This window comes from Streptomyces sp. NPDC053367 (assembly GCF_044545925.1).
GTDB lineage: Bacteria > Actinomycetota > Actinomycetes > Streptomycetales > Streptomycetaceae > Streptomyces.
In genome coordinates, this window is record NZ_JBITYN010000005.1 from 145521 (window position 1) to 165963 (window position 20443).

At 73.4% G+C, this 20443-nt stretch carries 19 protein-coding genes and 1 pseudogene; 6 read left to right on the plus strand and 14 right to left on the minus strand.

Annotation, left to right across the window (positions count from 1 at the left end):
• Window positions 1-85: 85 nt before the first annotated feature.
• The 6 genes and pseudogenes from ACIGXJ_RS16040 to ACIGXJ_RS16065 all read right to left on the minus strand — a co-directional run bounded on the left by ACIGXJ_RS16040 (window position 86) and on the right by ACIGXJ_RS16065 (window position 8264).
• Window positions 86-3283: an SAV_2336 N-terminal domain-related protein gene (locus ACIGXJ_RS16040; protein ID WP_399645129.1), complete on the minus strand. Its 3198-nt coding sequence runs from the start codon at window positions 3281-3283 to the stop codon at window positions 86-88.
• Window positions 3284-3290: 7 nt separating this feature from the next.
• Window positions 3291-4307 carry an AAA family ATPase gene (locus ACIGXJ_RS16045; RefSeq protein ID WP_399645131.1) on the minus strand — a complete coding sequence of 339 codons (1017 nt, stop codon included), beginning with the start codon at window positions 4305-4307 and terminating at the stop codon, window positions 3291-3293.
• A gap of 157 nt (window positions 4308-4464) precedes the next feature.
• Window positions 4465-6588 carry a trypsin-like peptidase domain-containing protein gene (locus ACIGXJ_RS16050; protein WP_399645133.1) on the minus strand — a complete coding sequence of 708 codons (2124 nt, stop codon included), beginning with the start codon at window positions 6586-6588 and terminating at the stop codon, window positions 4465-4467.
• Window positions 6585-6995 carry a CU044_2847 family protein gene (locus ACIGXJ_RS16055; protein WP_399645135.1) on the minus strand — a complete coding sequence of 137 codons (411 nt, stop codon included), beginning with the start codon at window positions 6993-6995 and terminating at the stop codon, window positions 6585-6587. Before ACIGXJ_RS16055 ends, ACIGXJ_RS16050 begins: the two co-directional genes overlap by 4 nt.
• A gap of 146 nt (window positions 6996-7141) precedes the next feature.
• Window positions 7142-7321: a DUF6104 family protein gene (locus ACIGXJ_RS16060; RefSeq protein WP_003992906.1), complete on the minus strand. Its 180-nt coding sequence runs from the start codon at window positions 7319-7321 to the stop codon at window positions 7142-7144.
• Window positions 7322-7435: 114 nt separating this feature from the next.
• Window positions 7436-8264 (minus strand): annotated as a pseudogene (locus ACIGXJ_RS16065) (hypothetical protein).
• A 171-nt stretch (window positions 8265-8435) separates the two neighbouring features.
• Here ACIGXJ_RS16065 and ACIGXJ_RS16070 point away from each other — a divergent pair.
• Together ACIGXJ_RS16070 and ACIGXJ_RS16075 are read left to right on the plus strand one after the other, a co-directional pair.
• Window positions 8436-9416 (plus strand): DUF4097 family beta strand repeat-containing protein, encoded by a 981-nt coding sequence (locus ACIGXJ_RS16070; RefSeq protein WP_399645137.1) that lies wholly within the window; start codon window positions 8436-8438, stop codon window positions 9414-9416.
• A gap of 1 nt (window position 9417) precedes the next feature.
• Window positions 9418-10410 (plus strand): helix-turn-helix transcriptional regulator, encoded by a 993-nt coding sequence (locus tag ACIGXJ_RS16075; protein WP_399645139.1) that lies wholly within the window; start codon window positions 9418-9420, stop codon window positions 10408-10410.
• Between the two features lie 38 nt (window positions 10411-10448).
• Here the strand turns inward: ACIGXJ_RS16075 and ACIGXJ_RS16080 are convergent, their stop codons facing one another.
• The 4 genes from ACIGXJ_RS16080 to ACIGXJ_RS16095 form a co-directional block, all read right to left on the minus strand.
• Window positions 10449-11012, minus strand: coding sequence for a Clp protease N-terminal domain-containing protein (locus tag ACIGXJ_RS16080; RefSeq protein ID WP_399645141.1), 564 nt, complete (start codon window positions 11010-11012; stop codon window positions 10449-10451).
• Window positions 11012-11221: a helix-turn-helix domain-containing protein gene (locus tag ACIGXJ_RS16085; protein ID WP_003997975.1), complete on the minus strand. Its 210-nt coding sequence runs from the start codon at window positions 11219-11221 to the stop codon at window positions 11012-11014. Before ACIGXJ_RS16085 ends, ACIGXJ_RS16080 begins: the two co-directional genes overlap by 1 nt.
• Before the next feature lie 147 nt (window positions 11222-11368).
• Entirely contained in the window at window positions 11369-12334 is a 966-nt protein-coding gene (locus tag ACIGXJ_RS16090; RefSeq protein WP_399645144.1) for a zinc-binding dehydrogenase, read from the minus strand.
• 165 nt (window positions 12335-12499) lie between these two features.
• Window positions 12500-13735: an NADP-dependent malic enzyme gene (locus ACIGXJ_RS16095; RefSeq protein WP_399645146.1), complete on the minus strand. Its 1236-nt coding sequence runs from the start codon at window positions 13733-13735 to the stop codon at window positions 12500-12502.
• 554 nt (window positions 13736-14289) lie between these two features.
• Between ACIGXJ_RS16095 and ACIGXJ_RS16100 the strand changes: the two genes are divergently transcribed.
• From ACIGXJ_RS16100 to ACIGXJ_RS16110, 3 genes are read left to right on the plus strand one after another with little or no spacing between them, the layout of a single operon-like run.
• On the plus strand, window positions 14290-15249 hold the full coding sequence (locus ACIGXJ_RS16100; protein ID WP_399645148.1) for an ABC transporter substrate-binding protein: 960 nt from the start codon (window positions 14290-14292) through the stop codon (window positions 15247-15249).
• Between the two features lie 34 nt (window positions 15250-15283).
• Window positions 15284-16219 (plus strand): amino acid ABC transporter permease, encoded by a 936-nt coding sequence (locus ACIGXJ_RS16105; protein WP_399645150.1) that lies wholly within the window; start codon window positions 15284-15286, stop codon window positions 16217-16219.
• On the plus strand, window positions 16216-17022 hold the full coding sequence (locus tag ACIGXJ_RS16110) for an amino acid ABC transporter ATP-binding protein (RefSeq protein ID WP_399645152.1): 807 nt from the start codon (window positions 16216-16218) through the stop codon (window positions 17020-17022). Before ACIGXJ_RS16105 ends, ACIGXJ_RS16110 begins: the two co-directional genes overlap by 4 nt.
• Before the next feature lie 63 nt (window positions 17023-17085).
• Here ACIGXJ_RS16110 and ACIGXJ_RS16115 read toward each other — a convergent pair whose 3' ends face one another.
• The 3 genes from ACIGXJ_RS16115 to ACIGXJ_RS16125 form a co-directional block, all read right to left on the minus strand.
• The gene (locus ACIGXJ_RS16115) at window positions 17086-17850 is read right to left on the minus strand and encodes a hypothetical protein (protein ID WP_399645154.1); all 765 of its coding nucleotides are present in this window, start codon (window positions 17848-17850) and stop codon (window positions 17086-17088) included.
• The gene (locus ACIGXJ_RS16120) at window positions 17847-18335 is read right to left on the minus strand and encodes a SigE family RNA polymerase sigma factor (RefSeq protein ID WP_399645156.1); all 489 of its coding nucleotides are present in this window, start codon (window positions 18333-18335) and stop codon (window positions 17847-17849) included. The genes ACIGXJ_RS16115 and ACIGXJ_RS16120 overlap by 4 nt, the downstream gene beginning before the upstream one ends.
• A gap of 127 nt (window positions 18336-18462) precedes the next feature.
• Window positions 18463-19239, minus strand: coding sequence for a class I SAM-dependent methyltransferase (locus ACIGXJ_RS16125; protein WP_399645158.1), 777 nt, complete (start codon window positions 19237-19239; stop codon window positions 18463-18465).
• A 101-nt stretch (window positions 19240-19340) separates the two neighbouring features.
• Here ACIGXJ_RS16125 and ACIGXJ_RS16130 point away from each other — a divergent pair, with 101 nt between their 5' ends.
• Window positions 19341-19970: a CGNR zinc finger domain-containing protein gene (locus ACIGXJ_RS16130; RefSeq protein WP_399645160.1), complete on the plus strand. Its 630-nt coding sequence runs from the start codon at window positions 19341-19343 to the stop codon at window positions 19968-19970.
• On the opposite strand, the gene sodX is transcribed toward ACIGXJ_RS16130, so the two are convergent.
• Complete coding sequence (gene sodX, locus ACIGXJ_RS16135) at window positions 19874-20308, minus strand: nickel-type superoxide dismutase maturation protease (RefSeq protein WP_399645162.1); 435 nt, start codon at window positions 20306-20308, stop codon at window positions 19874-19876. The two genes, ACIGXJ_RS16130 and sodX, sit on opposite strands and share 97 nt — an antisense overlap.
• Window positions 20309-20443: the final 135 nt, after the last annotated feature.

The following is a 20443-nucleotide window of genomic DNA, read 5'->3' on the forward strand; positions in this document are numbered from 1 at the left end:
CTCCTCCCTGCCCGCGACCGCCCCGCACGGCCGCATTGGCTGCCCAGTTCTTCCCGACCGGCCGTCGGCAGAAACCCGTGGCCGATCAACTCCCGTCAACCGCGGCCGGGTTGTCCGCCCTGTTCCACGCCTCGGTCCAGGGCCACCAGGGTGGGGCCGCGGCGGGCCAGTCATGGTCGGGGACGGGCGGGGTGACGGTGTGGCCGGCGACGCTGTCCTCCGCCAGGCGGCGGGTCAGCTCCACGTCCGCCCAGTCGACCTCGCGCAGCGCCCCCACCAGCCGCTGCCACTGCTCCCGGGCCGCCCGGTACGCCTCTCCGGCGGCGCCGGGGCGTCCCATCAGGGCCAGGACCGCGCCGCAGGCGTGCCGGGCCCGGGCGGCGGTCGTGGAGCCGGGGTCGGCGCCGTGGGCGGCGCGGGCCTCGCGCTCGGCGTTCTCGTAGGCCTGGAGGGCGTCGACGAGGACGGGCGCGCCGGCCCGGTACCAGCCCTCCAGTCGGACGCGGCCCAGTTGCAGCCAGGCCTCGGCGCGCACACCGGCGTCGGCGGCGGCGCGGACGGCCTGCCCGAGGAGGTGGCGGCTCTCGAACAGGTCGGGCAGGAAGCCGAGATGGCGGAAGCGCTGGGCGAGGGCGCTGCCGACGAGCCCCTGGAGGCGGCCACGGCGCATGTCGCGGGCGGGCAGCGACTTCAGGGCCTCGCGCAGGACGTTCTCGGCGCGGTCGACGACGGACGCGCCGTCCTCGGCGGAGGCCCGCCGCAGCAGTGACTCGCCCCAGGCGGTGAGGAGTTCGCAGCGGTGGGCGCTGTCGGCGGGGGCGAGCATGGCGGCGGTCTCGTAGGCCTCGTCCGCCGCGTGCGCCTCGCCCGCCGCGTCGTGGAACGCGGCACGGGCGGCCAGCGTGGGCAGCAGCAGGTCGGGGTCGCCGCCCGCGGCCTCCTCGGCGCGGGCGAGGGCGTCGCGTACGCCGCCGTCGTCGGCCCCGGCGCCGCGCAGGGCCGCGACGAGGTCGAGCAGGGCCCGGCTGCGGACGGCCGCGGGGGCGCCCTCGGCGTCCAGCAGGGCGCAGGCCGCGCGCAGTTCGGGGGCGGCCGCGCCGGGCCTGCGCAGGGCGAGGAGCAGCCGGCCGCGGTGCAGCAGACGGGAGCGGTGGGCGGTGGGCCAGGGGTCGGCCGGCTCCGGAGCGGCGGCGCGGCGGGCCGCCTCCGGCCAGGGCGCGGTGTCGGGGGCCAGCACGGCGAGGGCCTCGGTGAGCAGCTCCCGCTGCCCGGTCAGCCGCCACAGCTCGTGCCGGGCGGCGGCCAGTTCGAGGGCCGCCTCGGCCTGTTCGACGCTGTCGGGGGCGGCCGCGCGGTGGGCTGCGGCCAGTTCCGTGACGGCCTCGCGCAGCAGTTCCGTACGGCGTTCACCGGTGCGGGCGGCGGCGGTGCCGGCCTCGGCGCGCAGGACCTGGCCGAGGACCAGCCGGGCCTGGACGTCGGCACCCTGGCCGGCCTCGCCGGGCCGGGAGCCGACGGCCCGTACGGCCGCCTCGGCCTCCTCCCTGGCCCGGTGCAGCACCGCCGGGTCGGCGAGGGCGCGGTACTGGCCGAGCAGTCTGCGGGCCGCGGCGGCCGGGGCGACGGCGACCAGGTCGGGCAGGTAGTGGCGCAGCACGCGCGCGGGGATGCGGGCGAACAGCTCGGCCTCGGCGTCGCCGCGGGCGTCCGGCTCGGCCGCCTCCGCGAGGCCGTCGGCGCGGTCCGGGGCCGGGGCCGCGTGGTCGGCGAGGCGGGCGGCGGCCAGGGCGGCGAAGTTGCGGGTGCCCTTGCCGAAGTGGCGTTCGACGTAGGCGGAGCAGTGCTTGAGGACGAGGGCGGCGGTGTCCTGGTCGAGGGAGCCGAGCAGCAGGTCCTGGAGGCGGCCGGGGTAGGCGAAGCAGGGCTGGTCGCCGGTGCCGGGCAGCTGCCGCAGCAGGCCGCCGAGGAGTACCTCGGCCAGTTCCATGGGGCCGGTGTCGGGCAGCATGGCCCGCTGCACGAGCTGCATGACGGGCAGGGAGAGCGGTGCGGCCGCGAGGTAGACGGCCAGGCGGACGGCGCCGGGTGAGGCACCGGCCCGGAAGGCGCGCAGCAGGTCCTCGTCGCTGCGGGGGCGGCCGGCGGGCACGGCGGCCGGTCCGGCGGGCCGTGGGGCGGTCCAGGCGGCCCAGGCGCGCTCACGGGTGGGCCCGGTGCCGGACAGCAGCCGCGCCCACGCCTCGAAGGCCTGCGGGGTGGGCTGCAGCACCGGTACGGGCCGGGCGTCGGGCGCGGGCTCGTCCCAGGGCTCCTCGTCGGGCTCGAAGTCGATCCGGCCGCCCAGTTCGCCGGGGCGCAGCAGCGTGCCGGGCTCGGCGGGCAGCGCGGTGCGGCCCCACAGGCGGGGCGGCAGGGGCTGGACGACGGCGACCGGGGAGCTGCGGGGCCAGCCGTGCAGCAGCCGCTGGGCGCTGCCGTTCTGCCACAGCGGGCCCACGCAGTCGCTGATCACCACGGTCAGGCGGCGTCCGGTGGGGTCGTGCAGTTCCTCGGCGGAGCGCAGCCGGGTGTGCCGGCCCGGTCCGGCGGTCGTCCCGACGAGCGGGGTGCCGCCGCCGTCGGCGTACAGATGGTGGACGCGTACGGAGGCGAAGGCGCCGGACTGCTGGCAGGCCTGACGCAGTTCCTCGACCATCTGGCCCCAGACGGCCATGGCGGGCCCGGTGTCCATCAGCAGCTGGATGTCGCAGCGCCGGCGGCGGCCGGTGCGCGGGACCGGCAGCAGGATGCCCCCGGCGGCGGCGCGTTCGGCGGTGGCCTCCTCGTCGATGCCGGCGTCCTGCGGGGTGTCGGCGGTGACCCGGTAGCGGCCGAGGGCGCGCAGCGCCTTCTCCAGGCCGAGCAGTCCGGGCAGCGCGCCGGCGGCGGGCACGCGGACCGGGAAGGAAGGCGCGCCGTCCTCGCTGTCGTGCGGGCGCGGGGTGCCGCCGCCGGACCGGTACAGGGGCACGACCGCGGAGGAGCCGGAGGGGTCGGAGGAGCGGCCGGGCGCGGGCCGCGGCGACTCCCCCGGGCCGCCGTCCCCGGGCGGGGGGTCGCGGCGGGTGTCCGGCGGCACGACGGCGGCGCCGTCGGCGGGTGTCGGGTCCGCGGGGGCGTCGCGGGGCGGGCGCGGGCCCATCCGCCGGGCCAGCCAGACCGCGTCCGCGACCTCTTCGGCGGTGAGGTCGAGGCCGCCCTGGCGGAGCCTGCGGATCAGCTCGTCCAGATGCATCCCCGGCATCCGGTCATCACCTCGAACGGTCGAGTGGCTGCATGAGCAGGTCCGCGATCCGCTCGCGCGTGACGCGTTCCGCGTGCGGGGCGTGCTGGGTGAGGTAGAGCGCGTTCAGCAGCTGGTCGGCGGCGACGACCTCGCCGGGTTCGCGGTCGAGGAAGCGGTCGATCAGGTCGCGGCCGGTGGTGACGCTATTGTCGCCGAGGTGGGCGGCGACCATGGCGGTGAGCTGTTCCTCGCCGGGCGGCTCCAGTTCGAGCTGGACACAGCGCCGCAGCAGCGGGGCGGGGAAGTCGCGTTCGCCGTTGGAGGTCAGGATGATCACCGGGAAGGCCGTGCAGGCCACGCGTCCGCCGTGCACCTCGACGCGCCGGCCGTCGTGGGTGAGCACCTCCACGACGGGCTCGCGTTCGGCGATCCGCTCCAGCTCGGGGATCGCGAACTCGCCTTCCTCCAGGGTGTTCAGCAGGTCGTTCGGCAGATCGAGGTCGCTCTTGTCGAGCTCGTCGATGAGCAGCACGCGCGGCAGTCCGGCGGGCAGCAGCGCGGTGCCGAGCGGGCCGAGCCGGATGTACGAGCCGATGCCCGAGGCGGTCGCGGCCCCTGCCTGCGTGCCCTGGGCGCGCTCCAGCTGGACGTCCTGAAGCCTGCCGATCGCGTCGTAGCGGTAGAGGCCGTCCTGGAGGGTCGTACGGCTGACGATGGGCCAGCGCAGCACGCGGCCGAGGCCGAGTTCATGGGCGACGGCGTAGGCGAGGGTGGACTTGCCGGTGCCGGGGTTGCCGGTGACGAGCAGCGGCCGGCGCAGATAGAGGGCGGCGTTGACGGCGTCGACCTCGGCGGGGCGGGGCGCGTAGTTCTCCACCATGCGGCGGCGTACGCCGAGGCGGCGGGCGCTGCTCGGGTCCTGCGGGCCGTCCTGCGCGGTGGACCGGCCGGCCGCGAAGTCGCGCCAGGGAGGCGGCTCGGGTAACTGCCGCACGCCGTCGTGCGGCTGACCCACGCCGCGGTAGATCCGCCAGTCGTTCACCTTGGGCTCCTCCCGGCTGTGGTGATCGTGCAGTGGGCCCGGCCGTTCGACGTACGACGTTACCGTCAGGCGGCCGGGCCTGCCGAGTTCCCGGACGCGTCGGGTCCCGATTCCGCTTCGCCGAACGTCCGTGCAGGGCACGGGGGTTGACGGGCATTCAGTTGTCGGGGCCGACCAGGGGCGGCGGCCGCATGGTGTCCTCTCCGTGCGGGGGCCGGTCCGGGGGATCGAAGAGCACGGCGATCTTGCCTTTGAGACCTTGTGCGCGGGCGGTGTCCGGATCGGCCAGGCTGATCCGCAGCTCGCGCAGCGGTTCGTGCAACGCCTCCACGCGGCCGGCCAGCTCCAGCACCCGCGCTGCCTGGCGGTGGAAGGCCGGGCAGTCGGCGTGGTCGTGCCCGTCGCGGCGCCACAGCAGCACCGCGTGGCCCGCGGTGAGCGCGGCGGCCATCGCCTCCCGGCCCTCGCGGCCGGTGACGGGACCGCAGTGGACGGGCACCCGGCCGTCCTTCAGCGTGGACAGCCGGCCGTAGGCGGCGACGGCCGACTCCCTGCGGACGCCCGGGGTGTGCCCCTCGGGGGGCGCCTCCGCGCGCAGCGGGGCGTGTTCCAGCCTGCTGCGCCGTACGCCGCTGAAGCGGGTGCGCCATTCGGGGCTCGGGGCGCGGGAGTTGCGCCGGAGGTCCCGGATGACGACCGAGCGGCGCAGGCCGAGCGGCATGGAGTCCTCGTCGAAGTCGAACTCGAAGTCACCGTCGAGGTCGGCGTCGTCGGATTCGGCGTCGGCGTCGGCGTCGGCGTCGAGGCCGGCGTCCTCCTGGTCCGTCGCCGGGGCCTCCTCCGGGACGAGCCGCCACTCGTCGACGGGCAGGTCGAACAGCCGGCGCGGCAGGAACACCTCGACCGCGGCCAGGTGCTCGCCCTGGTCGCCCTGGCGCAGGGCCCGCAGCAGCGGCTCGCGGATCGCCTCGTAGAGGCCGTCGAGCGGTACGCCGTGGTCGTCGGCCGCGACCGGGGTGACGTCCTGGCCGTCGTACAGGAGCTGGACGCTCCACGGGTACAGGTCGCCGTAGACGCGGTCCCCGATGCGGACGAGGACGTCGGCGCGCAGCCGGGGCCCGGCGGGGCGGGTGGTGAGGAACAGGCCGCGCAGCAGGCCGTCGATGGTGTCGCGGGCGCCCCAGTGGGCGTGCCGGCGGGCGTGCTCGGTGATCCAGCCGGCGAACGCGCGCAGCCGCGCCCGGTCCACGCGCGCGGGGTGCGTCTCGACGGTGTGCCGGGCGACCTCGGCGGCGTAGAGCAGGACGGCGTCGAGTTCGGCGGCGGACCTGCTGCGCGGGGCCTGGCGGTCGCGCAGGCCGAGCAGCAGGCCGGCGCCCTCGCGCCAGGTGCGGGGCTCGTGCAGGATCGGCGAGGGCTGGCGCTCGCCGGTGACCCGGCGGCGGACGTTGTGCACCAGGGTCATGACCTCGCCGCTGCGGCCGGGCGGCGGCAGCTGCGCGAAGTGGGCGTAGAGGTGGACCCGCAGTTCGGGGGTGACACCGGCGGCGGCGTAGCCGGGCAGGCCGCTCTGGACGGTGGTCCAGTCGGGGTCGGCCGAGCCGTCGAGGAACCGCTCCAGGTGGTGAAGGTCGTGCTCGCGGACGACGGTGTGCAGGACGTCTCCGCCCCGCACGTCGAACAGCTCCCGCAGGGCGGTGACGGCGACGGCGGCGCCCTCGTGTTCGTTGCGCCCCTTGTTCATGCCGACCAGCGCGCCGTGCCGCAGGTCGACGACCGGTCCGCCGGAGACGCCGTCGACGAGCCGGCCGCCGCCGAGGACCAGCGCCCTGTCGTCGACGCCCTGGATCTCGCCGGTGACGTCCCGTACGCCGAGCTCGCCGGTCTGGCGCGACCAGCCGTGCAGGCTCACCGGGGTGCCGAGCACGGGTGCCCGGTCGCTGAGCCACACGCACCGCGCGTCGACGGCGTCGGGCACGCGCACCAGGGCGACGTCCGGGAAGTCCCAGTGGCGCCGGCCGGCGTCGGCGTCCTCGGGGCGGGGCTTGGCGAGGACCACCTCGCCGGTGGTGAAGCCGCCCTGCCAGGTGACGCCCACGGCGCTCTCCCCTCGCCACACAGCCGCTCCCCCCTCCGCCACGACATGCGCGCAGGTCAGCAACCAACCCGGCGCGACGAAGAATCCACTGCCCCAATATCCGTCACGGTCCGGTGCATACCCGTCACGCGGCGCGACGATGCGTGCGAGCGAGGGGCGCACCATCTCCTCCAGGGCGCTCATACGACGCCGGAGGCCGGGTCCACGGCCCCCGCGGCGGCGTCGTCGCCCGGGCCGGGTCCGGCCGCGCCGCCGTCGCCCGCGGGCTCGGTCCAGGTCAGCGACACCGTGAGCGTGGCCTGGCCGCCGCCGGTGGCGATGGCGCTCACGATCCGTCCGGCCTGCGCCGAGAGTTCGATGCCGAAGCTGACGTTCACCTCGACGGGTGCCGTGGTGTCGAGACCGGCGCGCAGGGAGCGCACGACACCGCCGACCGTGCCGGCGAGGCCGCCCGCGAGTTCCATGACCCGGTCCCCCGCGCCGGTGTCCCGGTAGCCGCCCCCGCCCGGCGCTCCCTCGTCGTCCGTACCGATCCTCGCCCAGACGACGGTCCCGTCGTCGAGCCGTATCCGCTGGATCCCTCCACCCATGGCGCCCCCGTCCGTTCGCAGGTACTGCTGTGGCTCTACCGCAATGGGAGGGAAAGGCTAACTCCCGATGAAGCCGGGGAGCGAGGGAGAACGATCAACTGGCTGAAGTGGGGCGGGTGTTCAGCGGTTCCGGGGGCCGTTGACGGTCACTCGTCGTCCTCGTCGTCCAGCCGCGCCAGCCAGGTGGCGAGCCGCTCGACCGGCACCTCGAAGTCCGGGTTCAGGTCCACGAACGTCCGCAGCTGCTCGGCGAGCCACTCGAAGGTGACCTCCTCCTCGCCGCGCCGCTTCTCCAGCTCCTCGATGCCGCGGTCGGTGAAGTACATGGGGTGTTCTCTCCTGCTGACGAGGGTGACGTTCCGTACGTCAAGCGTAGGCGGAGGGAGCGGGGGGCCGGGGCCGGGGCCTTCGGTGCGGGGCTCGGCCCCGGGGGGCACGGTTCAGTCCCGTGGCCGCATCGCGTCGCAGGCGAGGCCGAGGGCCCCGTGGGTCAGCAGGACCGTGCCGGCGGCGGGCGCCGCGGACGAGGCAGGGAACGGCGAGGGCGACCTGGGCGAGGGCGAGGAGGCGGGCGGCGGGGCCGCCGGGCAGGGGGAGGCAGGCGCCGAGGGGGCGGCGTTCGGCCGGGGCGGGTCCGGGGCGGACGGCTTCCCGCCGGCCGGCCCACTCGACCTGCCGTACGGCCGGATGCCGGCGGACCGCCTCGCGCAGGCGGTCCCCGGGTTCGCCCGGGGCGAGTCCGTCGGGGAGGGACACGCCCGCGCGGGTGAGGACGGCGATGAGCCCGCGCACCCGCGTGGGGGCGTCGGCGTCGGGGTCCGGCGCGGTCAGCCGGTCGAGGGCCTGCACGTCCAGGACGGGGTCGAGGCCGAGCCGCGCGGCGAAGGTGCGCATGGCCTCGTCCTCGCCGGCGGGCGTGCCGTCCGCGAGCCAGACGTAGCCGACGCCGCGGCGGAAGCCGGAGGCGAGGGTGTAGCCGCCGCGGTCGGCGTCCCACCACAGGGCGAGCACGGACCAGGGCGCGGCGACGGCGAGGGCGGTGGCCCAGCCGGTGACGACGCGGTCGACGGGTTCGCCGCCGTCCTGCCAGGGCCTGCCCTCGGGTACGAGCACGCTCCAGCCGTCGCCGGCCGGGGCGAGCAGGACCGGCTCGCGCAGCAGCTGGGCGACGGGGGCGACGGTGTCGGGGTCCGCCCGGCAGAGCAGCAGCGCGCCGGGGGCGGGGGCGCGGACACCTCGGGCACCGAAGCGGGACTCATCCGTCGACATGCTCACACGCTAGGACAATTCACCGCCCCTCACGGGTGGCTGATCACCAGAACGAGTGTCTTGACTTTGCCGAACCGCGATATATCGTGAATGAACGAGACGCGATATGCCGTGTCGCGTCAGCCGTGGGAGCCCCCGCCGCTCCACCGTCCAGTCGTCGGAGGTCTGCACATGTCCGAGTGGTCCGTCGCCGAGCCCCGGAAGCTCACCTTCGACGAGCCCGTGCGCGAGCTTCAGGTCCGCGTCGTCAACGGCACGGTGAACGTGGTGGGCACGGAGGAGGGCCCCGCCCGCCTGGAGGTCACGGACGTCGAGGGCCCTCCCCTGCTGGTCACCCACCGGGACGGCGTCCTGACGGTGGCGTACGAGGACCTGCCCTGGAAGGGCTTCCTGACGTGGCTCGACCGCAAGGGCCGGCGCCGCAGCGCGGTGGTCTCCCTGGCCGTGCCGTCGGCCACCCGGGTCGAGGTGGGCGCGGTCGGCGCCGCCGCCGTGGTCTCGGGCATCGACGGCCACACCGAGGTCAGGGGCGTCTGTGGCGACACCACCCTGGTGGGCCTCGCGGGCCCGGTCCGCGCCGACACCGTCTCCGGGGCCGTGGAGGCCCAGGCCCTCACCGGCGACCTGCGCTTCAACTCCGTCTCCGGCGATCTGACCGTCGTCGAGGCGGGCTCCTCGGTGCGGGCCGACTCGATCAGCGGCTCGATGGTCGTCGACCTCGACCCGGCGGGCCGGCCCACCGACATCAGCCTCACCAGCGTCTCGGGCGAGATCGCCATCCGGCTTCCCCACCCGGCGGACGCCCGGGTCGAGGCCAACACCGCGAGTGGCTCCGTCTCCAACGCCTTCGAGGATCTGCGGGTCAGCGGCCAGTGGGGCGCCAAGCGCATCACCGGCCGCCTCGGCGCGGGCAACGGCCGGCTGAAGGCGACCACCGTCTCCGGCTCGATCGCCCTGCTGCGCCGCCCGCAGACGGACGAGGAGCCGTGGGGCGGCGAACCCAGGGGCGACGCGCCTCACGGCGGGGACGCCCGAGGCCCAGAACCGCAGGACGGAACACCGGGCACCCCGGGAGACAATGCCGTATCCGGCCAGACCGAGAAGGCCACCCCCGACCAGGCCGACGGCCCGACCGACAAGAAGGTGCTCTGACATGCCCCCCGTCTTCGCCCACGGACGCCTGCGCCTCTACCTGCTGAAGCTGCTGGACGAGGCCCCGCGCCACGGCTACGAGGTCATCCGCCTGCTGGAGGAGCGCTTCCAGGGCCTGTACGCCCCCTCGGCCGGCACCGTCTACCCGCGCCTGGCCAAGCTGGAGAGCGAGGGCCTGGTCACCCACACCACCGAGGGCGGCCGCAAGGTCTACGCCATCACCGACGCGGGCCGGGCCGAACTGGCCGACCGCAGCGGGGAGCTGGCCGACCTCGAGATGGAGATCCGCGAGTCGGTCGCCGAACTGGCCGCCGAGATCCGGGCCGACGTGCGCGGCGCGGCAGGGGACCTGCGGCGCGAGATGCGGGCCGCGGCGAGCGAGGCGCGCCAGGGCCCCGCCGCGGAGCAGCCCGCCGAGGAAGCCTGGCGCGCCGCCAAGGAGGAGATGCGCCGGGTCCGGCAGGAGTGGAAGGAGCAGGCCCGCCGTGCCAAGGACGAGAGCCGCCGCGCCCGCGAGGAGGCCGAGCGCGCCCGCCGCCAGGCCAAGGAGGCCCAGGACCGGGCCCGTGCCCAGGCGCAGGAGGAGGTGCAGCGCATCGCCCGCCGGGTGCAGGAGCGGGTGCAGGACCACTTCGCGCGCGGCGAGTGGCCGACGGGCGTGCGCGAGGGCCTGACGGAACTGGCCAAGGAGTTCGGCGACTTCGGCCGCGACTTCCCCTTCGGACGCAACGGCACGCACCGCCGGTCCCCCGAGCCGGACTACAGCCACACCCCCGAGGACTTCCCGGCCGACTACGAACCCTCCTGGGCCCACGAGCCCGGCACCGGCGACCCCGCCCGCGACCTCGACCGCCTGCTCGACCGCTTCCGCGACGACATCCGCGACGCCGCCCGCGACCACGGAGTCACCGCCGAACAACTCCGCGACACCCGCCGCCACCTCTCCACGGCGGCCGCCCACATCGGCGCCCTCCTGCGCACACCGAGAAACTGAGGAGCGCGCCCGGAAGGCCGAGCAGGGACAGGCCGGCGTCAGCCGGCCTTCGCCGCACCCCCGTCGCCGTACAGCACGCGGACGATGCCGTCGTAGGTCACCCCGTGATCGGCGAGCACCTCGGCGGGGACGCCGGGCCGTGCGGTGAGGGCGAGGAGGAGGTGCTCGTCGCCGATGGCGCGGTCCTTGTGGGCGAGGGCGATACGCAGGGTCTGGGTGAGCAGCTCCTTGGCGCCCCGCCCGAACGGCCGCCGTCCTCGGGAGCGTCGGCCTCCGTCGCGGGCCAGCGCGCCCTCCCCGTGGGTCTCCTCCACCCGCGACACGATCGCCGCGACGTCGATGCCCAGCCCCGACAGCGCCTCCTCGTCCGCGCGGGAGAGCCCGCCCTTGCGCCGGGCCTCGGCGAGATCGCCCACGACCCGCTCGCGGCGCTCGCCGGACAGCCCCAGCGCGGCCAGCGCGAAGGAACCCCGGCTGCCGTCCCGGTCGAGCAGCGCGAGCAGCACATGCGTCTCGTCGACCTGCTCGGCGCCGACCCTGTCGGCATGCGCCGCGGCCCCTTCGACCACGGTCCGGGCATCCTTGGTGAACCGCTCGAACATCAACGCCTCCCGTACTTCTTGTGCACGGCCTGCCTGCTGACACCCAGCTCGGCGGCGATCTCCTGCCACGACCAGCCCTGATTGCGCGCACTGCGCACCTGTACCGCCTCCAGCTGCTCCAGCAGCCGGCGCAGCGCGGCGACGGCCCGCAGCCCGACCCGTGGGTCGCGGTCCCCCGCGCGCTCGGCGAGATCTGTTGCTTCGGTCATGGTGTCAACATAGGTTGACAGCACGGGGCGCGTCAACCACCGTTGACAGCAGTGGCCGAAAAAGCCGAACGAAGCTGCAAGCAGCCGAACAAAAAAAGGGGGGCGGGCCCCATCCGGGGCCCGCCCACTCACTCCACTCCGGCACCGTCAGGAGCTGGTCAGCACCACCTTCCCGAACAGCTCGCCGGACTCCATCTTCTCGAAGCCCTCCCGGGCCCGGTCCAGCGGAAGCACCTCGTCGATCACGGGCCGCACCCCGGTGGCCGCGCAGAAGGCCAGCAGGTCCTCCAGCTCGTCCTTGGTGCCCATCGTCGAGCCGACGACCTTCAGCTCCAGGAAGAAGATCCGGGTCAGCTCGGCGTGCGAGGGCCGGTCCCCGCTCGTGGCGCCGGAGATGACGATCGTGCCGCCCGGCCGCAGCGACTTCACCGAGTGCGACCAGGTCGCCGCACCCACCGTCTCGATCACGGCGTCGACCCGCTGCGGCAGCCGCGCCCCCGGCTCCACCGCCTCCACGGCGCCCAGCTCCAGCGCCCGCTTCCGCTTGGCCTCGTCCCGGCTGGTCGCGAACACCCGCAGCCCGGCGGCCTTGCCCAGCACGATGGCGGCCGTGGCGACACCACCGCCCGCGCCCTGCACGAGCACGGAGTCCCCGGGCCGCACCCCGGCGTTGGTGAACAGCATCCGGTAGGCCGTCAGCCAGGCCGTCGGCAGACAGGCGGCCTCCTCGAAGGACAGTTCCTTCGGCTTGGGCAGGATGTTCCAGACCGGCACGGCCACCCGCTCGGCGAACGTGCCCTGATAGCGCTCGGTGAGGATGGACCGGGGCTCGTCGGGCCCGACCCCGTGGCCGGTCTGCCCGATGACGGAGTGCAGGACGACCTCGTTGCCGTCCTCATCGATCCCGGCGGCGTCACAGCCGAGGATCATCGGCAGCTTGTCCTCGGCGAGGCCCACCCCGCGCAGGGACCAGAGGTCGTGGTGATTGAGAGAAGCGGCCCTCACATCGACGGTCGCCCACCCGGCCCGGGCCTCGGGAGCCGGTCGCTCCCCCAACTCCAGGCCGCGAAGCGGCTGCTCACGATCGATTCGGGCGGCGTAGACAGCGAACATGCAGCCGACCCTAGGTTCCCGAGGCTTCAGGGGGAACGCCGAGCCGATGTGACACACACCCTCTTGCGGAAGAGTCCGGGGCGAAGCCCACCCGAACGGCCCCCTCGGAAGGTAAAAAAACGGCCCCGTCCGGGAGGACGGGGCCATTCGGCTGAACCCGGCGCGTCAGCGGCGGGCCACACCCTCCGCGCGGGCCGCCGCGGCGACGGCCGCGGTGACGGCGGGGGCCACCCGCTCGTCGAACGGCGAGGGGATGACGTAGTCCGGCGCGAGGTCGTCCCCGACGACGGAGGCCAGCGCCTCGGCCGCCGCGATCTTCATGCCCTCGGTGATGCGGGAGGCACGCACCTGCAGCGCACCCGCGAAGATGCCGGGGAAGGCCAGCACGTTGTTGATCTGGTTCGGGAAGTCCGAGCGCCCGGTCGCGACGACGGCCGCGTACTTGTGGGCGATCTCCGGGTGAACCTCGGGGTTGGGGTTCGCCATGGCGAACACGAACGCGCCCTCGGCCATGGAGGCGACGGCCTCCTCCGGCACCGTGCCGCCGGAGACGCCGATGAACACGTCCGCGCCGACGAGGGCCTCCTCCAGGGCGCCGCTCAGCCCGGCCTTGTTGGTGAAGGAGGCGAGCTCACGCTTGACCGGCGTCAGGTCGTCCCGGTCCGCCGAGACGACACCCTTGCGGTCGGCCACCGCCACGTCCCCGATCCCGGCCTCGACCAGCATCTTCGCGATGGCGACACCGGCCGCGCCGGCGCCGGAGATGACGGCCCGCAGCTGCCCGATCTCGCGCCGGCTCAGCCGGGCGGCGTTGCGCAGGGCGGCCAGGGTGACGACGGCCGTGCCGTGCTGGTCGTCGTGGAAGATCGGGATGTCCAGCTCCTCCTGGAGCCGGCGCTCGATCTCGAAGCACCGCGGCGCCGAGATGTCCTCCAGGTTCACGCCACCGAAGGACGGGGCCATGCGCACCACGGTCTCGACGATCTCGTCGACGTCGGTGCAGGCCAGAGCGATGGGAACCGCGTCCACACCGCCGAACTGCTTGAAGAGGATGGCCTTGCCCTCCATCACCGGGAGGGAGGCCTCGGGCCCGATGTCACCGAGGCCGAGCACGGCCGTGCCGTCGGTCACGACGGCGACGACGGACGACTTCCACGTGTAGTCGTGGACGAGTTCCGGCTGCTCGGCGATCGCGGTGCACACCTTCGCGACGCCGGGCGTGTATGCCAGGGACAGGTCGTCCTTGTCGCGGACCGGCACGGTGGCCTGCACTGCCATCTTGCCGCCGCGGTGCAGCGCGAACGCCGGGTCCAGGTCGAAGGAATCCAGGGACTCGCCCCCGGCCTCCTCGACCGTACCGGTGCCGCTGTCGCTGCGAGGATTGACGATCTCCGCTGCCACTTCTCTTTACCCCTTAAGTATTCAAGGTTGAGGGTTTGGTCCACTCCCGGTGAGGGGTGGGCGGGCACCGCGTACGCCCCTTGCTGAGTGATGCATACGGGCGCGTACGCGACGGGCGCGCCGCACACGCGCCCTGGGCCCCGGATGAGGGGTGTAAAGAACCTTCTTACCGGACGGAACGTGTCCAGGACGAGTCGATAACGCGAAGGTCACATGCCGACGCCATGACTCATGCCTCGATTTCGGGACAAGGCGCGTACAAATCAGCGCCAATCACCCAAGCGGCCGGGACGGCCGAGAAGCGACCATCCGCATCGCGAGACAAACCGAAGATCTTCCGGCCGAAAAGCGGACTGTCGACAGATGATTCGGCCCGGAAGGACGGGACGGAGGGGGTTCACCGTCATCCCGTTATCCGATTTTGACATTGCGGCCCCCCTGAATGGCTCAGTCCGAATGGCAAGATGCCGTAATCACACGAGGTCGCGACACCCGAAGGTGTGTGTTCTCGTCGACCCATCGGCAACTCCACCCATCCGCCGGAGGAACCCACCATGACCGCAAGCACCACCCGTCGTACGACCGCCGCGCACTCCCGGCTGGCAGCGGTCGGCTCGATCGCGGTCGCAGGCGCTCTGCTTCTCACCGGCTGCGGTGACCAGACCAAGGACGGCGGCTCCGACACCGCGGACACCGCCACCTCGGCGGCCCCGCTCGCCGACAAGCTTCCCAAGGAGATCCGCGACAAGGGCGTCGTGAAGGTCGGTTCGGACATCGCGTACGCCCCGGTCGAGTTCAAGGACAGCTCCGGCAAGACGGTCGGTATCGACCCGGACATCGCCGACGCCATGGGCAAGCAGCTCGGCGTGAAGTTCGAGTTCGAGAACGGCACGTTCGACACCCTCCTGGGCGGTCTGCGCTCCAACCGCTACGACATCGCCATGTCGGCCATGACGGACACCAAGGACCGTCAGGAGGGCATCGACGCCGACACCGGCAAGAAGGTCGGTGAGGGCGTCGACTTCGTCGACTACTTCACGGCCGGTGTGTCGATCTACACCAAGAAGGGCGACGACCAGGGCATCAAGACCTGGTCCGACCTGTGCGGCAAGAAGCTGGTCGTCCAGCGGGGCACGGTCTCCGAGGACCTGGCCAAGGCCGAGGCCCAGAAGTGCCCGGCGGGCAAGAAGCTCTCGATCGAGGCCTTCGACAACGACCAGCAGGCCCAGACCCGCCTGCGCTCGGGCGGCGCGGACGCCGGGTCCTCCGACTTCCCGGTCGCCGCGTACGCGGTCAAGACCTCCGGCGGCGGCAAGGACTTCCAGCTGGTCGGCGAGCAGGTCGAGGCCGCCCCGTACGGCATCGCCGTCGCCAAGAACGACACCGAGCTGCGGGACGCCCTGGTGGCCGCGCTGAACGCGATCATCGAGAACGGCGAGTACCAGAAGATCCTGGAGAAGTGGGGCGCCGCCGAGGGCGCCGTCAAGGAAGCCGCCGTCAACGGCGGCAAGTGACCGCTCGGCTCGCGGCCACTGAAAGGCAACACCCGTGACTGACATCGACAAGACGGACGGCCCGGCGGACACCCCGTCCGCCGGCCCGGAGGCCATCAAGGCCGTCCCGGTCCGGCACTACGGCCGTTACGTCTCCGCGGTGATCGCGCTCGCGATCTTCGGCTCGATCATCTGGGCCTTCGCGAACGGCGACATCAACTGGGGCGCGATCCCCGACTACTTCTTCAACGAACGCATCCTCAAGGGTGTCCGCGAGACGCTCTGGCTGACGTTCCTCTCGATGGTCATCGGCATCGCCGGCGGCCTCATGCTGGCCGTGATGCGGCTGTCGACGAACCCGGTGACCTCGTCCATCGCGTGGTTCTACATCTGGTTCTTCCGGGGCACCCCGGTCCTGGTCCAGCTGTTCGTCTGGTTCAACCTGGGCTTCGTGTTCGAGTACGTCAACCTCGGGCCGTTCTACAAGGACGAGTGGTCGGACTTCATGACCCCGTTCCTGACGGCGCTGCTGGGCCTCGGCCTCAACGAGGCCGCGTACATGGCGGAGATCTGCCGTGCCGGTCTGCTCGCCGTCGACGAGGGGCAGAGCGAGGCGGCGCACGCGCTGGGCATGAGCCACGGCAAGACCCTGCGCCGGATCGTCATCCCGCAGGCCATGCGTGTGATCGTGCCGCCGACGGGCAACGAAGTCATCAACATGCTGAAGACCACCTCGCTCGTCGCGGCGGTCCAGTACTACGAGCTTCTGCGCTACGCCCAGGACATCGGCACGAGCTCGGGTGCCACGGTCGAGGCGCTGTTCCTCGCGGCGGCCTGGTACCTGATCCTCACGTCCGTGCTGAGCGTCGGCCAGTTCTACGTCGAGCGCTACTACGCCCGCGGATCCAGCCGCCAGCTGCCGCCCACACCGTGGCAGAAGGTCAAGGCGAACCTGGCCGCGTTCTCGCACCGGCAGGGGGCGACCCGATGACCGACAAGCTCAGCAAGACGGACGAGCCCGTGAAGAACTCCACCGTCCCCATGGTCAAGGCCGAGGGCGTCCACAAGAACTACGGCCCCATCGAGGTCCTCAAGGGCATCGACCTGGAGGTCAAGCAGGGTGAGGTCTTCTGCCTCATCGGCCCCTCCGGTTCCGGCAAGTCGACCTTCCTGCGGTGCATCAACCACCTCGAGAAGGTCAACGCCGGCCGCCTGTACGTCGACGGCGAGCTCGTCGGCTACCGGCAGAAGGGCGACAAGCTCTACGAGCTCAAGGACAACGAGGTCGCGCTGAAGCGCCGGGACATCGGCATGGTGTTCCAGCGGTTCAACCTCTTCCCGCACATGACGGCCCTGGAGAACGTCATGGAGGCGCCGATCCAGGTCAAGGGGAAGAGCAAGGCCGAGGCCAGGGAGCGCGCCGCGCAGCTCCTGGAGCGCGTGGGCCTGGCCGACAAGGCCGGGAACTACCCCTCGATGCTCTCCGGCGGCCAGCAGCAGCGTGTCGCCATCGCCCGGGCCCTCGCCATGGACCCGAAGCTGATGCTGTTCGACGAGCCGACCTCGGCGCTGGACCCGGAGCTGGTCGGTGACGTCCTCGACGTCATGCGCGACCTGGCCGAGTCGGGCATGACGATGGTCGTCGTCACCCACGAGATGGGCTTCGCCCGCGAGGTCGGCGACAGCCTGGTCTTCATGGACGGCGGCGTGGTCGTCGAGGCCGGCGACCCGCGCGACGTCCTGACGAACCCGCAGCACGAGCGGACCCAGGCGTTCCTGTCCAAGGTCCTCTGAGTCCGCGACCCACCCGCCGGAGGGGCGGTACGGCACCCCCGTACCGCCCCTCCGGCATGTCCCCTACGGCAGCAGCTCCGGCTTCAGCGCGAGTGCGCGCAGCTGCTCCCGGTCCAGGGGCACGTCCTTCAGCAGCGGCCCCTCGGAGCCCTGGCCGAGGAAACCGGTGCTGTCCCGCAGGCGCAGCACGGTGCCGTCCGCCAGCCGCAGGCTGGCCGCGAGCTCGGGCCCCCACCGCGGCTGCCCTCCGTCGTCGGCGTACGTCCATTCCCACAGCGAGAGCCGGGCCCCGTCGGGCAGCTTCTCGGTCGTGCAGTCCGTCATCCCGGTGTCCTCGTCGGCGAGCGCGCAGGGGTCCTGGAGCGTCCCTTTGAGCTCGGCCTCCTTCGGCCCGTACGCCCGTACGGTGAGGTAGCCGACCCCGCCGTCGCGCTCGACCGCGTAGTCACCGTCGTACGGCCCCACGTCCTCGGGCAGCTGCGCGTCCGGGGCCTGCTTGATCAGGCGCATCAGCGACACCTCGTGGAGGTCGCCCACGTCCTCGGGCAGCAGCTTCGCGAAACCGTCGGCGCCCGTGCCGAGGCCGCCGCCGGTGGGCGAGGCGGCGACCGGCGCCCCCTGCCCGCCCCCGGCCAACGCGCCCGACCCGAGCAGGACTCCCCCGGCCAGCACGGCCGCGACCGCTCCGGTCACCGCGGCCCGCCGACGCCGTCGCAAGCGCGCGGCGCGGGTGAAGACGGCCTCGGCGCCGCGCCCGGCCGGTGCGGGCACGCCGTCGACGGCCCGTCCGAGCAGGGAGCGCACTTCCTCTGTCTCTGTCTCGTTCATACGTGTTCCTCCCGCACCGCGGCCCTGAGGGCCGCCAGTCCCCTCGCCGTGTGGCTCTTGACCGTGCTCTCCCGCATCCCCAGCAGCTCGGCGGTGGCGGCGACACTGAGGTCCTCCCAGTAGCGCAGCACCAGCACCGCCCGCTGCTTGGGCGCGAGTCCCGCGAGAGCGGCCCGCACCATCAGCCCGGTGTCGCGGTCGGCGCTGTGCCCGGGGATGTCGGGCAGTTCGCCGTACGCCTGCTCGCGCCGCCAGAAGCGGCGGCGCGCCGAGATGAAGGTGTTGACGAGCGTCCTGCGCGCATAGGCCTCCAGATGGTCCAGCCGCCCGTGCCTGCGCGCGCCGAGGACAACCTTGACCAGCGTGGTCTGCACGAGGTCCTCGGCCTCGTCGCGGTTGCCGCACAGCAGGTAGGCGCTGCGGAACAGTGCCGTGCGTCTGCCGTCGACGAAGGCGTGCAGCGCCGCGTCCGCGCCCCGCGTCATCGCTTCCCCTCTCCCGGCCCACCGGATACGGGCCGTCCCACTCCTTCAGTGCGGTGGGGGGCGCGCCAGGACGCGGAAGAGGCGGTACGAGTTCGTCGTACCGCCTCCGTCCCGTCGTACGGCGGGTCTACTTCAGCGCGAGCAGCAGCGTGTCCGAAGGCGAGCACCACACGGGCCGCACCTCGCCGAAGCCCCGCTCGCGCAGGACGCGGGTGTGCCAGGCGGCGGAGGGCGTGTCGCCGTCGGCATGCTCGCCGTAGATCTCGAAGCGGCGGGCGGTGGGCCCGGCGAGGACGGGGTCCTGGGCGGCGAGCTGCCACCAGTCGGTCCAGTCGAGGGCGCCGCCGGCCTTGGCCCGGTCCATGCGGGCGTGGCGCAGGGCGCGCTCGGCGGCGTTGATCCGCGGGGTGGTGTCGTCGATCATGTGGTCGGCGTTCATGAAGACACCGCCGTCCCGGACGAGCCCAGCGACCTGGCCGTACAGGGCCGCGAGCGGCTCGCGGTGGAGCCAGTGCAGGGCGGTGGCGGTCAGGACGGCGTCGTAGGAGTCGTGGGGGAGTTTCGCCGTCCAGTCGGGGTCCTTGAGGTCGGCGGTGACGAGGGTGACCCGGTCGTCGCCGGCGAAGGTGCCCTCGGCGATGGTGAGGAGGGCGGGGTCGAGATCGACGCCGGTGCTGGTGGCGCCGGGGAGGCGGGCGAGGAGTCGCGCGGTGATGGTGCCGGTGCCGCAGGCGAGGTCGAGGACGCGCGGGGTGGAACCGACGAGGGCCTCCACCATGTCGAGCATGATGCGGAAGCGCTCCTCGCGGTCGGGCATGTACCACTCCTGCTGCCGGTCCCAGCTGCGCTGCCAGGCCTGCCAGTCGGCCCCGGCCGCGGTGAAGCCGGTGGTGGTGTCCGTCATCGACGCCCTCCGTCCACGCTTGTCCCGTAATACCCTGGATGCACGATCAGCTGTTACCGACCGCACGCCACGACGATAGATCGCCTCCGTAAGGACTACAAGTGGAACTGGCCTATTACTCCGACTACGCCGTACGTCTCGTCAACAGCGAGGAGCCGGCCCGGGGCACGGACACCCTGACCTCCGTCGAGGCCGTCCGCGAGCTGTTCGGCGGCAACCAGTCGGCGGCCCGGCGCGCCACGGAGGCCGACGTGACACGCTTCCGCTCGGTCCGCTCCCGGCTGCGGTCCGTCTTCGAGGCCGCCGACCAGGGCGACGAGACGCTCGCCGTGGACCTGCTGAACTCACTGCTGCTGGAGTTCCCGGTCAGCCCGCAGATCTCCGGCCACGACCACCGCGACGACGACGGCCGCCCCCTGTGGCACATGCACCTGGCCGACCACCCCTCCAACGCGACCGCGGGTTACGCCGCCATCGCCGCGATGGGCCTGGCCTTCCACCTCACCGAGTACGGCGTCGACCGCCTCGGGCTGTGCGAGGCCGCGCCGTGCCGCAACGCCTTCCTCGACACCTCCACCAACCGCTCCCGGCGCTACTGCTCCGACCGCTGCGCCACCCGCGCGAACGTCGCCGCCTACCGGGCCCGCAAGCGCCAGGAGGCCGACCGCACCGCGAGCACGGGACGCACCGCCGACAGCGCCCAGCCCAGCACCGCGAGCGGCCCGCGCTGACCGGGCGGACGCGGCCGGAAGCGCAGCCGCGCCCGCGCCAGCACGAGCTCCTCGGGTACGACGCCGTAGTCGGTGCTGTCCCCGCCCGCCCGGGCGTTGTCGCCGAGCACCCACCAGCCCCCGTCGCGGCGCTCGGCGGCCCGCTTGACGACCAGCAGGTCCTGCTGGAAGGGGTGGCGCAGGACGACCACGTCACCGGGCCTGATCCGGGCGCCGTAGTGCACGACGAGCCGGTCGCCGTGGTACAGCGTGGGCACCATCGACGGCCCGGTCACCTCGGCCAGCCCGAACGGCAGCAGCGCGCCCCCGCGCTCGGTGTCCTGCGACAGCTCCGGCATCACCCGGCACCTCCCCGGTTCTTCCTCCACCAGTCCCAGTCTGACCCTGGACTTTTGTCCTAAGCCCATGGGGGCACTCGCGAAAACCCGACCCGCAGGGAGTAATGTCCCACCTGAGAAGACGATCACGAGGAA